At 51.6% G+C, this 12,565-nt stretch carries 8 protein-coding genes; 2 read left to right on the forward strand and 6 right to left on the reverse strand.

Going from position 1 to position 12,565, the window contains the following annotated elements; all coding sequences use genetic code 11:
• Window positions 1-35: 35 nt before the first annotated feature.
• Window positions 36-1,397 carry a PQQ-dependent sugar dehydrogenase gene (locus DZC79_RS06485; protein ID WP_157976965.1) on the forward strand — a complete coding sequence of 454 codons (1,362 nt, stop codon included), beginning with the start codon at window positions 36-38 and terminating at the stop codon, window positions 1,395-1,397.
• Window position 1,398: 1 nt separating this feature from the next.
• On the opposite strand, the gene DZC79_RS06490 is transcribed toward DZC79_RS06485, so the two are convergent.
• From DZC79_RS06490 to DZC79_RS06510, 5 genes are all read right to left on the reverse strand, one after another.
• A complete protein-coding gene (locus DZC79_RS06490; RefSeq protein WP_118950745.1) occupies window positions 1,399-3,201 on the reverse strand; it encodes an ABC transporter ATP-binding protein in 1,803 nt (600 codons plus the stop codon).
• 94 nt (window positions 3,202-3,295) lie between these two features.
• Window positions 3,296-4,360: an acyltransferase family protein gene (locus DZC79_RS06495; protein WP_157976966.1), complete on the reverse strand. Its 1,065-nt coding sequence runs from the start codon at window positions 4,358-4,360 to the stop codon at window positions 3,296-3,298.
• Between the two features lie 62 nt (window positions 4,361-4,422).
• Window positions 4,423-5,208, reverse strand: coding sequence for a C40 family peptidase (locus DZC79_RS06500; RefSeq protein ID WP_118950747.1), 786 nt, complete (start codon window positions 5,206-5,208; stop codon window positions 4,423-4,425).
• Window positions 5,209-5,354: 146 nt separating this feature from the next.
• Window positions 5,355-6,152, reverse strand: a complete 798-nt coding sequence (locus DZC79_RS06505; protein ID WP_118950748.1) for a uroporphyrinogen-III synthase — start codon at window positions 6,150-6,152, stop codon at window positions 5,355-5,357.
• Between the two features lie 59 nt (window positions 6,153-6,211).
• On the reverse strand, window positions 6,212-7,042 hold the full coding sequence (locus DZC79_RS06510) for a DUF4271 domain-containing protein (RefSeq protein WP_198666806.1): 831 nt from the start codon (window positions 7,040-7,042) through the stop codon (window positions 6,212-6,214).
• 188 nt (window positions 7,043-7,230) lie between these two features.
• Here DZC79_RS06510 and alaS point away from each other — a divergent pair, with 188 nt between their 5' ends.
• The gene (gene alaS, locus DZC79_RS21630) at window positions 7,231-10,119 is read left to right on the forward strand and encodes an alanine--tRNA ligase (RefSeq protein ID WP_232831773.1); all 2,889 of its coding nucleotides are present in this window, start codon (window positions 7,231-7,233) and stop codon (window positions 10,117-10,119) included.
• A gap of 131 nt (window positions 10,120-10,250) precedes the next feature.
• Here alaS and DZC79_RS06525 read toward each other — a convergent pair whose 3' ends face one another.
• Window positions 10,251-12,476, reverse strand: coding sequence for a hypothetical protein (locus DZC79_RS06525; protein WP_157976967.1), 2,226 nt, complete (start codon window positions 12,474-12,476; stop codon window positions 10,251-10,253).
• Between the last annotated feature and the right edge of the window lie 89 nt (window positions 12,477-12,565).

Here is a 12,565-nt window from a genome sequence, read left to right on the forward strand (position 1 = left end):
CGGGCATCGTCGCCGGAAATTTCAAAGATCAGATCATGAAACGCTTGCTTTACGCTATATCGCTTGCCCTGCTGGGACCGCTTACCGGCCTGCAGGCACAGACCGGGCTTACGTCAAGGGTGGTTAAGGATAGCCTGTTCATCCCCTGGGAAATGGTTTACGGCCCTGACGATTACCTCTGGTTTACCCAAAAGAATGGCTATATCTGCCGCCTCGATCCTGCGACAGGGCAAACCGACACGGTCTACCACGAAGGGCAGACGGTAATCAGGGGGGAAGGAGGGATGTTGGGTATGGCCCTGGATCCCGCTTTTGCCGATAATCCCTACGTTTATGTTGCTTATGAGTATGAAGAAAGCGGCGATTACAAAGAAAGGGTGGTAAAGTATACTTATGCCAACAGCACGCTGCTGTCGCCCCAGGTGCTGCTGGACGATATTACCGGCGCCTCGATCCACAACGGTTGCCGCCTCGCCATTGTAGGCGATAAGTTGTTTATCTCTACCGGCGATGCAGCCAATACGGCGCTGGCGCAAAATACCACAGCGATCAATGGCAAGATACTGCGCATCAATCTTGACGGCAGCATTCCTGCCGACAACCCATTGCCCGGCAGCCCGGTGTGGAGCTGGGGTCATCGCAATGCACAGGGCCTGGCGGCCTACAATGGCCTCCTGTATAGCTCGGAGCACGGACCTAACAATGATGATGAAGTAAATATCATTCTTAAAGGACGCAATTACGGCTGGCCGCAGGTGCAGGGATTTTGTGACCAGCCTGGTGAAATGCAGTACTGCGCCGATTCGAATATCGTGGAGCCTTTGTATGCCTGGACTCCTACGCTGGCGGTTTCCGGTATGGCCTATTACAATCATCCTATGTTCCCCGGCTGGGCCAATTCCCTGTTGCTGACGACACTGAAGGACAGCAAGCTATACCGGCTGAGCCTTACCCCCGATGGCGACTCGATCGTCTCGGTGAGCATGGTCGATGCCGTCGACTTCGGCCGGCTACGGGCAATAGCAGTAGCGCCGGATGGCCGGGTATTCCTTTCTACCAGCAATTCCGATGCCTCCGGTACAGGAGCCCCTGCCGATAAGATCATTGAACTCTCCGATCCGGGAATGACGGCCATTTTCAGCACGCATCCGGAAAGCGATATGATGATGGTTTATCCCAACCCGGCTACCGATCTGCTCAGTATTGCTTTCTACGATGGTAAGCGTGTGGGGCAGCAATGGCAATATGTAGTAACCAACATGCAGGGGCAGGTATTCCAGGAAGACCGGCTGGAATACAGCACGCTCCATGTGGGCGCCTTATACCCCGGGGTTTATTTCCTGAAGATGTGGAATGAAAAGAATGAGATGGCCTATAAGCGCTTCGTGAAGTGGTAGCTTATTTCAGCTGTTGCAGCGCGACCAGCTTTTTATAAGTGCCGTCGATCGCCATCAATTGCTGATGCGTGCCGCGTTCTACGATCTCGCCCTGGTTGAGCACGATGATCTCGTCGGCATGCTGCACTGTAGACAGCCTGTGCGCGATCACGATACAGGTACGGTTTTGCATCAGCTGGTTGATTGCGTCCTGCACGATCCGTTCCGATTCGGTATCGAGCGAAGAGGTAGCTTCGTCCAGGATCAGCACCGGCGGATTTTTCAATACGGCCCGGGCAATGGTAATGCGCTGGCGCTCGCCGCCGCTGAGCCTTGAGCCGCGGTCGCCTGCTATGGTTTCATAGCCTTCTTTCTTTTTCTGGATAAAGCTGTGGGCATTGGCTACTCTGGCTGCCTCCTCGATCTGCTCCTGCGTTGCGCCGCCTGTACCCAGGGTAATGTTATTGGCGATGGTGTCGTTGAACAGGATCGGTTCCTGGGATACCATGCCGATAAGCTTGCGCAGATCATATATTTTATACTCCCTCAGATCGACGCCGTCAAGTAATATCGAGCCAGAGCTCACATCATGAAAGCGCGGTATCAGATCGGCCATCGTGCTCTTTCCCGCACCGGAAGCGCCTACAAGAGCTACCGTTTTCCCTTTCTCTATGGTGAGGTTGATGTTGCGCAGGATCTCTTTGGCGCCATAAGAAAAGCCTACATTCCTGAATTCGATGCTGCTGCTGAAGGTTTTGACCGGTTTGGCATCGGGGCGCTCGGTAATGGTGTTTTCCACGCTCATCAATTCCTGGATGCGATCGAGGGCCGCAGCACCTTTCTGCATGTTGTAAAAGGCCGAGGATAAGGCTTTCAACGGATTGATGATTTGGTAAAATAAGGTCAGGAAAAGAATGAAGAAGGGACCGGTAAGCGTGGTTTTGCCGGAAAAGATAAGATAGCCGCCATACCATAGGATCGCCGAAACCACCATAATGCCCAGGGTTTCGGACATTGGCGACCCGGCGTCCCGGCGCGCGGATATCTTGTTACGGATACGCAGCAGGGTGTTGTTGATATGCCGGAACCGCAGCTGCTGCTGTCTTTCGGCATTGAAGGCCTTGATCACACGCATACCCGAAAGGGTTTCGTCGACATTAGACAGCATTTCGCCTAATTGCTCCTGGGCCTCGTTGGATGGCCGTTTCAGCGATTTACCCACCTTGCCGATCACGAAACCGGCGAGAGGTAGAAAAAGCAGCAAGGACAGTGTCAGCACCGGACTGATGACCACCATTGTTGCCAGGGTGATCAGTATGGTCAGCGGTTCACGGATGATTGTCTCGATTACGCTCATGACCGATACTTCTACTTCATTCACGTCATTGGTCATGCGGGAGATCAGGTCGCCTTTGCGTTCCTCGGTAAAGAAGCCGATGGGCAGCGCCAGCGTTTTGGCAAAGAGATCATCACGCAGCTGCCGCATTACAGTGTGCCGCAGGGGATTCAGGATCAGCTGGGAGCAATAGATGAAAAAGTTTTTCAGGATCGTTGCGAGAATGAGCAGCAACACGGCATAGGTGAGGGCCGTGAGCTTATTGTGCTCCTGTGCGATACCGTTAATGTAGTGCGTTATGGTGGCGACCAGGTTTGTGCCGGTCATCCCGCTTTGCTGCTCGCCGTTGAAGAGGACCTGCAACACTGGTACCAGCATCGTGAAAGAGAACAATGCAAAGACAACGGATAAAAGGCTGGTAAAAAAATATAGGAAGATCTTGCTCTTATAAGGGCTGAGATACCTGAGCAGTTTGGGAATGTTTTTCATTGTGTGCTGTTCCGATAACAAAAGCTGCTCTTTTAGGGCGGCCCTGTTTCTTTATCGGATAGATGCTTGTTTTATTGTGGCAAAGGTAGAACAATTACCGGCTAAGCCCAATGCCTTCGCGGGTAGGGGCTGACGGACTCCGGAGAAAGCGCTTTTCGACCAGGTGCCAGGACAACAGCCCGGCCAGCCAACACAAGGGCAGGGAGGCCAGCAGCAGCATGAGCGGCTGCTGCGGCTGCAGCCACACGATCAGGGCCTGTTGCAGCGGGTAAGCATAAATATAGGTGCCGTAGGAAATGTCGCCGGTAAAACGGCTGAACTGCAGCGCCGGCATATAATGCAGCCCGAAGGCGATCACAGCGACGGCAAAGGCAGGTATCGTTACGATCTCCATTCCCGGCTGCCGTACAAATAAGGTGAGCAGGAACAGCAGGCCGCTGAACAGGAGCAGCCGGCTCTTGTACCGCTGCAGAAAAGCGGGGAACAGGGACAGCAGCGCGCCGGCAGTAAAATAGCTGCCCAGGCTGGCGACATATAAGAGAAACTTGGACCAGCCGCCGGAAAGCGGGAGCAGGCCATGATGTAATACATAATAGCTGCACAGCAGCAGCAGGAATACGACAGGAAGGATACGTTTTTGCGCCGGGACGCTGGCGCGGAACAACAGGGAAAGCAGGCCGTAGCACAGGATCTCGTAGCGTAATGTCCAAAGCGAGCCATTGACAGCCGTTTCCACATGATTGCTGAACACGCCTGGAAGCGTCTGGTGGCGTGGTAAGAGCAGGCTGTTGTCGAGTGCATACAACCAGGTATCCTTTTGACTGAAATAAGCTATGGGAGGCAGTGAGCTCACAGCAGGTCCCAGGACAAGCGTAGTGAACAGCACGGCAATCAGCAGGCCGGGGAAGAGGCGTCGCAACCGTTTCCGGGCAAAGGAGAATAGCGTACGGCTGCGCCCCAGGCTTTGATGGATCAGGTAGCCGCTGATGACGAAAAAGCCGCAGACCCCGATCTCTGAAAACACCCTGCCCGAATGTGCATACAAAGGATCGCCTTCAATATGCCCCAGCAAAGCGTAAGCATGCGTCAGGATCACGAAGGAAGCGAACAGCAGGCGCAGAAAATCAAAATTGTTGTTATGAGCTGAAGTGGGTTGCAAGACGATCGGTAAAAGGACGATGCTAAAAATAATCTTTTCCCGGTTGTTCCGGTACTTACCATTTAAAAAATACGCTTGATCAGGCGTAGCTTATGGGTGCGCATCCGCAGCTGCTTGCTGATGATGCCGCCGTTGTCGATCGGATCGATCACCACACAGCCGCTGGTCTCCGTGGCATGGATAATAGTGTGATCATTGAGCAGAATGCCTACATGAGTGATGCGCCCTTCTTCATTATCAAAAAAAGCGAGGTCGCCGCAACGGGCTTCCTGGAGGAAGTCGACCGTCTCGCCGATCAGCGCCTGCTGGGAGGCATCGCGGGGAATACGGCTGTTCATCAGCTTGTACACTACCTGTGTGAGTCCAGAGCAATCGATCCCCATCAGCGAACGGCCGCCCCATTGGTAAGGGCTGCCCATAAAAAGCTTGCTGTAAGCTTTTATGCCCTCGGGTGACGCTTCTATTTGCTTCAGCGCGATCTTCCTTCCCTTAAATTGAAAAGCTTTGCTGCCCCATTGGATATCGCGCCGCTTCATCAGGAAGAGGCTGCTGCCGGGGCTCAGCAGGAATTGTCCCTGCTCTACTCCGACCAGGTCGCTAATGCCCGTATTGTAGTAGTGGAGCGGCTTGCGGTACTCCTTGTAGGTGATGATGGCTACCTGTCCCTTTTTGACCCAGCCCTCATAGTCATCCCACTCGCAACGTACCTGCAGCCAGCCATTCTTTTCTTCCGCCAGCACCTCCATACGCTCGCCGAACAGCAGCTGCGACACCTGTTCGGCCCGATGAGCGGGCTCTGCCCGCAAGGGCATCACAGATACGGCGCAAACAGCATAAGCAAGTGTCATGAATCAGGAACGGGGAACGGTTTCCGGGCTTTGGCCTGCAAGATACCGATTCAGCCGCATGGTATACGTAAAAAAACAAAAATAAAGGGCCGTAATATTTCATTACAGCCCTTCCGTATGTTCAGTCATAGCTTCCAGGCTATGGTTTATTTTACTTTATTGGTTTCTCCCAGGAACTGCTCCAGCGCAGCCACCATGGAAGGCGTATTGGGCGCCGGGGCTTTGATGGTGAGCTTCAGGCCGGCATCTTCCACCGCTTTGGAGGTCGTGTTGCCGAAGGCGCCGATCAGCGTGCCGTTCTGCTTGTATTTGGGGTCACTCTGGAACAGGGTGTCCACGCTGAAGGGGCTGAAGAAGACGATGACATCATAGCCTTTTTTAAGTATGGTATCCACTTCGTTGCTTACCGTACGGTACAGCACCGCTTCAGAAAAGTTGAATCCTTTATTGATAAGCAGGGGGGAGAGGTCGTTCTTGGTGTTTTCCGATACCGGCAGCATAAAGCGTTCGCGGTCTTTGTATTTGCTCAGCACATCCATAAGCCCTTCTGAAGTGCCGTCGGGAGAGAAAAATACTTTCCGCTTACGGTACAGGATGAATTTCTGCAGGTAAAGCGCTACGGCTTCGGTAACGCAGAAGTACTTCATGTCCTGCGATACCTTGAATTTCATTTCCTCGCAGATGCGGAAAAAGTGATCTACAGCATTCCTGCTGACCAGGATCACAGCGGTAAAATCGGCAAGGTCCAGTTTTTGCTTCCTGAATTCTTTGGCATTCAGTCCCTCCACACGAATGAAAGGAAAAAATTCCAATTGCACGTTGTATTTCCTGGCCAGATCAAAATAGGGGGATTTGTCGCTCTCCGGTTTGGGCTGGGTGATCAGAATGTGCTCAATCCTCTTCTTTTCTACGATCTGCGACGATGATTTTGCTGCTTTAGCCATTGTGTTTGCAAAGGAAATATTCAAAAAATATTATCATGCTCATCTGCCCGGCTCCGTACTCAGGAAATCAGCCATTGATTTACCAATTTCATCAGTACAGCAAGAGGCAATAATTCGGAGGCGCAAAGGTACATAAAAAAATGGAATTTGCTAAACTTAATAAAATATCCGAATACGACGCCTGATCGCAAATAGCGGTTGAGAAACAGTATTGCGATCACTAAAAAGGAAAGAAAAAGGCTTGCCTGGACCCATTGTCCCTGCCCGAAAGCCAATATAATGGTAAACGGGATCAGGGAAAGGCCTAGTATCTTATTGATCAAAAAAACATTGAACGTGTAATTGTCCGTGATCTCGGAAATATTGAACACCCAGCCGGTAAACTTGAGGAACAGGAACCGCACTACATAGATAACGACAAATAACAGCATGAAACCCAGCAGGATAATGATCGTAGGGTATTCCAGGATGATGTTTTTGTTATGAATATGGTTGAGCGTAAAATAAAGGTACAGCCCCATGGAAATGCAGAAAATAAGATCCATGGTAAGGCTGGCGGCACTGTCCTGCCGCAGCTGCTCTTTGAGCTGCCGCGTGCTGAGCGTCGGGTTGCGAAAGGCCCGGAACAGGTTGCGCATGTAAGACGGGTTGGCCAGCCGGAAGATGCCGATAAAAGCAATAAGGACCAGGATCATCAGGAAATCGGAGGAGCGGTCCCTGAAGGGATGCAGCTTAATGCGTGCATCGATCCGCTCTTTGGGCCGGAGCATCGGATGTTGGGCCATTTCCTGCTTTACTCTTTCCTGCGTGCGTGCAGCCAGCACATTTTCCGGGATATTGAAGCCATACAGCATACGGGCATTGGCCTGCGGCGCCGGCAGGCTGAACATGAGCAACAATAAGAAGCAATAGAAATACCGCATGTACCCCGTTGTGATGACGCTGCAAATGTAAGGGCTAAATCCGCAAAAAAAATCCGTCCTTGTTTTCCCGCTTTGTGAATATTGGCAAGGAATATGGATATTTGCACTCTTTTATATTTAAAGGGGTAAAGACACCCGCAACAATACGCATCACAATGACTGCTTCTGAGATCCGTCAGCAATTTTTGAATTTCTTCCGTTCCAAGGGACATACTATAGTAGCTTCAGCTCCTATAGTGGTCAAGAACGATCCTACCCTCCTGTTTACCAACGCAGGGATGAACCAGTTCAAGGATTATTTCCTGGGCAATAAAACACCGGAAGCTACAAGGGTCGCGGATACGCAAAAATGTCTCCGGGTCAGCGGTAAGCACAATGACCTGGAAGAGGTAGGCGTGGATACTTATCACCATACCATGTTTGAAATGCTGGGCAACTGGAGCTTCGGCGATTATTTCAAAAAAGAAGCCATCGCCTGGAGCTGGGAGCTGCTTACCGAAGTGTATGGTATGGATAAGAGCCGTCTCTATGTGACCGTATTCGAAGGCGATGCGAAAGAAAACCTTCCCTTCGACCAGGAAGCCTACGACGAATGGAAAAAATGGATACCCGAAGAACGCATCCTGAAAGGCAATAAGAAAGATAATTTCTGGGAAATGGGCGATACCGGCCCCTGTGGTCCCTGCAGCGAGATCCACGTGGATTGCCGCAGCGAGGAGGAAAGAGCAGCGGTGAACGGCGCCAGCCTGGTAAATGCCGACCATCCGCAGGTGATCGAGATATGGAACAATGTATTCATGCAGTTTAACCGCCTGAAGGACGGCAGCCTGCAGCCTTTACCGGCTACGCATGTGGACACCGGTATGGGCTTCGAGCGCCTCGTAAGGGTACTGCAAGGCAAGACTTCAAACTACGACACCGATGTTTTTGCCGGTACCATCAGGCTTACCGAGCAGATCACCGGCAGGCAGTATGGCTACAACGACAGCCGCGAAGATGTGGCTTTCCGCGTGCTGGCCGATCATATCAGGGCGATTGCCTTCACGATCGCCGATGGCCAGCTGCCTTCCAATACCGGCGCCGGTTATGTGATCCGCCGTATCCTGCGTCGTGCGGTACGGTATTATTATTCTTACCTGGATTATAAATCGCCACTGCTGCATCAATTGCTGCCGCTGATCGCGGAACAATTCGAACAAGTCTTCCCCGAGCTGCATATGCAGAGAGACTTTGTAACCCGAGTGATCAGGGAAGAGGAGGAGTCGTTTCTAAAAACGCTTCAAAAAGGGCTTGATAAGGTGAAGGAATATCATGAGAGCTGGACAAAATTCAGAAAGTATTTCGAAAAATCTTTGAAAGGCAATTTGACAAATGAGGAGTTTGAAGACTTTGTTAGGCTCAGGGATTTTATTAATGAACATCCTACATTTAAGATAGAAGGGCTGGAGCGTATTGGTGAATATTATGAAAATGCGATCAAAGGTAATGTAGATGCCTTCAACCGTCAAGTTGCCAGCCAAAGAATGTCTTCTGACGACTTTGTGCAAAATTTTGAAGAAGCGATCAATAAGGTAGCCGTTTTTGACGGAAAATTTGCTTTTGAATTAAATGATACATTTGGGTTTCCTATAGACCTCACTAGTTTAATTGCTCAGGAGCTTGGCTGGTCGGTAGATATGAAAGGCTTTGAAGCTGAGATGAAGCAACAGAAGGAAAGGAGCCGAGCAGCAACGGCTATCGATGCCGGCGATTGGGTGGTTGTACACGATACACCCAAATCGGTATTTGTCGGCTACGATGACCTGGTCGTTGAAACCCGCCTGGCCCGTTACCGTAAGGTAAAGGCAAAAGGTAGAGAGCAATACCAGCTGGTGCTGGAAACTACGCCCTTCTATGCCGAAAGCGGTGGCCAAGTAGGGGATACCGGTGTGCTGCTGTTTGGAGAAGAAGAGATAGCCGTTACGGACACCAAGAAAGAAAACAACCTGATCATTCATTTTACGGAGGGACTTCCTACGCAGCCGGAACAAGCCGTATGGGCCAAGGTGAATTGGGAAAACCGTATCCTGACCAGCTATAACCATACTGCGACGCACCTGATGCATGCTGCTCTGCGTGAAGTGCTGGGCACACATGTGGCACAGAAAGGATCGCTGGTGTCGAGCCAGGTGCTGCGTTTTGACTTCTCGCATTTTGCAAAAATGACCGATGAGGAGATCCGCAGGGTAGAGGAGATCGTCAATGCGAAGATCAGGGCCAATATACCGGTGATTATTAAGGAAATGCCGAAAGAAGAGGCTATTGCTATGGGCGCTATGGCCTTGTTCGGCGAGAAATATGGCGATGTGGTCCGCGCAGTGATCATCGATCCGGAATACAGCATCGAGCTGTGCGGCGGCACCCACGTGGGGCATACCGGCATGATCGGTGTGTTTACCATTACAGCTGAAAGCGCCGTAGCAGCGGGCGTTCGCCGTATCGAAGCGCTGACCGGCCCTGCAGCGATACAGTATTTTGCCGATAAGGTAGCACAGAGCAAACAGATCACCGAATTGCTGAAAGCGAAAGATCCGCTGAAGGCGATAGAGAAGCTGATCGAAGATAAAGCTGCCCTGGAAAAGCGTATCGAAAGCCTGGAAGCACGTCAGCTGGTGGGTATCCGCAACGAGCTGATGCAGAAAGACGAGCTGATCACCATCCGTACGGAGGCCGGCCAGGAATTTGCCATCAACTTCATCGGTGATATTGTGGAAGTGAGCAGCCCTGATGCCTTGAAGAAGCTTTGCTTTGATTTTAAGAATCACCTTCGTGATCATGTGGTCGTGCTTTGTGCCAACATCGGCGGCAAGCCCCAGGTAGCGGTCGGCATTAGCGAAACAGTAACCAATGCTACCACACTGGATGCTGGTAAGATCATTAAGAATACCATTGCCCCGCTGATCAAAGGCGGTGGTGGCGGACAGAAGACGCTGGCAACTGCCGGCGGACAGGATGCCGGCCAGCTGAAAGAAGCGATCGCGCAGGTGAAAGCTTTACTAAAATAAGCATAGAAATTTGTTGAGCTCCCGGTTCGTAAAGAGCCGGGATTTTTTATGCCCTTTGCCGAAAGGCTGGTGTTTGTAGATACGTAGCAGTGTTACGTAGCTACAAACATACCGCGGGTATGCACCGCCGCTTATTTCAATATTTTCACCAGCTCCATAAAACCTTGCTGATTGTCGGCATTGAAGACTGACAGGATAAGGTCGTTTTTCTCGCGGCTGGTAAGGTGGAAATTGAGCGCCGCTGTTTTATCCTTATTGGCCGGAATATATTGCAGGGTGATCTTCCTGAATTTTCCCGGCGGAAAATCCTCGTTCATGAAATCTTCGACGTAGGACTGGTGATAGGTTTGAAAGGCGCCCCAGCGTTTCTGGATCGCAAACATGGGATCAAACAGCATGCCGGACATTGAGTTTTCTGTCTCACCCTCCGAAGGTTCATACTCACGGGTATCCCTTATCTGTAGCAGGATTACTTCGCTGGTGTTTTCATTGATCCAGTCACGGAAGGTGCTGAGGTAACGTACAGCGCTTTCCATGCCGAAGTTGTCCCTGAGACCGGCGTCCATAATATCCATTTCCGGTGCCGATGGCATTTTGACTACCGGTAGTACGATCGGAAAGGTAGCGCTCATCCGCAACGCCGACATGATCTGCAGGTTCAGCGGATCCTGCCGGGAAAAGAAACGGGTATAGTCGACGGCGTCGATAATCGGGTTGGGCTTGCCCAGGCTGCTTTCCGACCGGGTAAGGTAGCTGATCGGCTGCGGGGAGATCAGCAGCCGGCGACCATCGTTAATGATGGTTCCGTTGATGAGCAGCAAGGGCGCAAGGGCTTGCGCTTCGTAGGACTGGTAATCCTTCAGCCGGTAATGAAGGAGGCCTTCCGAATTAGACGCCAGCTCCTTGTCGAAGGCATAGCCGCGGTCTTTGCTGTAGCGGCGGCCGGCCACGGTGATCTTATTGAATGGCGAAACCAGGTCGACACAGGCAAGTGAGAAGATCACGGCATTGAGCAGGTCTTTACCCACGAGGTCCTGGTAGTAAGGGTTGTAAGGCGTACGGATCTTGCCCAATAAATACTGTGTGTGAACGGAGCGCCAGTAGGCGGCGCCGATCATACCGCCGGAGGCGCCGCTGATCATCACGTTCTGCCGGAACAGCTTGCCACCGGTAAGACTGTCGGCATACTGAAGGCAGCGAAAGGTCCAGTAGCTTGCCCGCGAGCCGCCGCCGCTGGTGGTAATAAGAACCATCTTCGGCTTCTCTTCCGTGTCTGTGTTGAGGCGCTGCTTCCAGCGGTTCAGCCGGGCTTCTTCCATTCTTTTGTCCTGCTGGTATGCCGAGTCATTGAATGTATTTTTCAGATTGACATAATCATACACTGGCGCCGTTGCGCGATCATACTTCATACCATAGGCGATGCTGCGAAGGTCAAATACCCTGTGCTTGGCCATAAAGCCGGCCAGCGTAAAAATGAACAGCCAGCCAATGATCTCCCAGCTGCGTAGAAAATACTTGAAGGCGCCTACAGCTGCCAATAGAATGCTGAACAGGATGAGGAAGCCGGCTGCAGCGGGAATCCTGAGCACAGGCTCATCCATGAAAATGCCGAGGATCAGCAGCATGGCCGCAGCAAAGAAGATGGCAAAGATCGCATTGCGATGGTGCCGCCGCAATACCGTATTCAGGAAGCGGGTATTGTACTCATAAGGTGTTTTGATCTTTTCCACCTTAAAAATATGGGTGAGGTAGCTATCTGCCTTGACCAGCTCGAATTCGGTATCAAGGGTGTCGTAAGGGATCAGCTCCCGGATGACAGAAGGGTTGGCGATCGTGCCCAGCACCACCTTGAGGATATTACGGTCGGCCCGGAAGAAGTAAAGAAAAGACAGCAGCAGTACAAAAATATAGCCCAGGTAAAATCCGCTAAGCAGGAAAATGATCGTCCAGGTATGTGCGCCTTCATCGATCATCAGGTAACGGGCAGCCAGTATACCGTAGGTAATGAGGTACGACAGCGGGATGACCGAGTTGTTGATGCAGTACTTCAGGAAAGAGTGTCGGGTGGCGCCGAGAAAAGGAACCCTTTTGCTGTGGATGATAAACGTGGTGATATGCCAGCTCATGGCAAAGATAGCGGTGGCACCGCCGAGCAAAGAAAAGCTGAGCACGCTGATCTTGCCCAGGTACTCGGGCGAGAGGAACAACGATACCGCCCCGAAATGCGTGGCCGCTTTCGCCCCGACTACAGCAAACAGCAGGAACCAGAAGATAAGGATCATCTGGTACTTGCGGAAATGCAGCAGGAACAGCTGCACGGGAAGAAAACGGAAAAACGGTTGCAGACGCGCCCTCATAGCCGGCCATTAGCTTTTGTACCCTTAAGGTAAGGATAATATACGAACCTGTAGCGAATTAATGTCAGGACCACAGCAACGTTAACGAA

The organism is Taibaiella helva, assembly GCF_003545695.1.
Lineage (GTDB): Bacteria > Bacteroidota > Bacteroidia > Chitinophagales > Chitinophagaceae > Taibaiella > Taibaiella helva.

Excerpts from the sequence above, each read along its gene's own strand:
- DZC79_RS06485 (WP_157976965.1), top strand. The coding sequence starts at position 36 with ATGAAACGCTTGCTTTACGCTATATCGCTTGCCCTGCTGGGACCGCTT.
- DZC79_RS06490 (WP_118950745.1), bottom strand. The coding sequence starts at position 3,201 with ATGAAAAACATTCCCAAACTGCTCAGGTATCTCAGCCCTTATAAGAGC.
- DZC79_RS06500 (WP_118950747.1), bottom strand. The coding sequence starts at position 5,208 with ATGACACTTGCTTATGCTGTTTGCGCCGTATCTGTGATGCCCTTGCGG.
- DZC79_RS06505 (WP_118950748.1), bottom strand. The coding sequence starts at position 6,152 with ATGGCTAAAGCAGCAAAATCATCGTCGCAGATCGTAGAAAAGAAGAGG.
- DZC79_RS06510 (WP_198666806.1), bottom strand. The coding sequence starts at position 7,042 with ATGTTCAGCCTGCCGGCGCCGCAGGCCAATGCCCGTATGCTGTATGGC.
- alaS (WP_232831773.1), top strand. The coding sequence starts at position 7,231 with ATGACTGCTTCTGAGATCCGTCAGCAATTTTTGAATTTCTTCCGTTCC.
- DZC79_RS06525 (WP_157976967.1), bottom strand. The coding sequence starts at position 12,476 with ATGAGGGCGCGTCTGCAACCGTTTTTCCGTTTTCTTCCCGTGCAGCTG.